General features: G+C 69.5%; 1 protein-coding gene. It reads left to right on the plus strand.

Going from position 1 to position 561, the window contains the following annotated elements:
- Positions 1-561 (plus strand): diguanylate cyclase domain-containing protein (locus ACXJKR_RS34300; protein WP_457326664.1); only part of this gene is annotated, 561 nt, incomplete at both ends.

A 561-nucleotide genomic window follows, 5' to 3' on the forward strand; every position in this document is an offset into this window, starting at 1 on the left:
GGCTTACGTCGGCCTGCATGACCGCGTGACCGGCCTGCCCAACCGGCGCGCACTGGAGCGGCGGGCCCGGGAGCTCGGCAACGAGAGCTTCATCGGCTTGGGGATAGCCATCAATCGCTTCAGCCGCATCATGGGCAGCCTGGGCCATGCCGCCGGTGACGACTTGCTGTGCCAGGTGGCAGCTCGGCTGAAGTCCGTCGTCGAGGGCGCCGGCGGCCGGCTCTACCGGATGGACGGACTTTCCTTCGGTGCCATCGTGCCCGCACTGGGCGATGACGCCGCCCTGCGCAGCCTGCTGGAGCAGCTGCTGCAGGTGATGCAGCCTGTCTTCGAAGTGCAGCGCCAGCAGCTCGCGGTGACCTTGAGCATCGGTGCCGCTGAATACCCGCGGCACGGCGCGCAGACCTCCGACGTGGCCAAGGCCATCCAGCTCGCCATGCGACAGGCGCAGGGCCAGCCGGGCAACAGCGCGGTGGTTTTCACGGCAGGCCTGCTGGCCGACCAGCAGGACCGGCTGCAGCTGGAGGCGCGGCTGTCACAGGCCCTGGAGCGCGGTGAACT

It is taken from the genome of Roseateles sp. P5_E11 (assembly GCF_054049355.1).